The following is a 392-nucleotide window of genomic DNA, read 5'->3' as shown; positions in this document are numbered from 1 at the left end:
AGAATGTGACTTCAAGATCTCTCCTCGTGACCAACCGTACGCGATGAAGCCATCGAGGAGTGCTCTAGTGGCTGCTTCATTGTACGATATGATGTCTTTGTGCAGAGCGGGAGCTTTTGCCTTCAGGAAATCGATGATGAGGCGAATGTCTGTATTGCTCAACTTTCGTTCCCAGCTATAAATTGAGTCAATCATCTTGAGGTCAGAGCTGATATGATAAGGTGGGCATACATAGTGGACACGTTACAACCAAGGCGAAGTATAAATCCGGGTCCGCCCTCGATCAGAAGCTGTAGATAGCCGCGGCCTGCTGTCCTCTCTGACTTTACTACCTCACCACTCGTGGAAAGTATTTCTGCTTGTAATTCAAAGGCTGCGGTGATCTTGCCACG

The 392-nt window shown here is 48.2% G+C and carries 1 protein-coding gene; it reads right to left on the bottom strand.

Annotation, left to right across the window (positions count from 1 at the left end; translation table 11 throughout):
• Nucleotides 1-191 precede the first annotated feature (191 nt).
• The coding region (locus tag QWJ41_RS20855) for a hypothetical protein (RefSeq protein WP_302710389.1) at nt 192-392 on the bottom strand (201 nt) is incomplete at its 5' end.

The organism is Nocardioides cremeus, assembly GCF_030518195.1.
GTDB classification, from domain to species: domain Bacteria; phylum Actinomycetota; class Actinomycetes; order Propionibacteriales; family Nocardioidaceae; genus Nocardioides; species Nocardioides cremeus.
The sequence above is the reverse complement of the archived record's forward strand: the minus strand, read 5'-3'. Positions and strand labels throughout refer to the sequence as shown.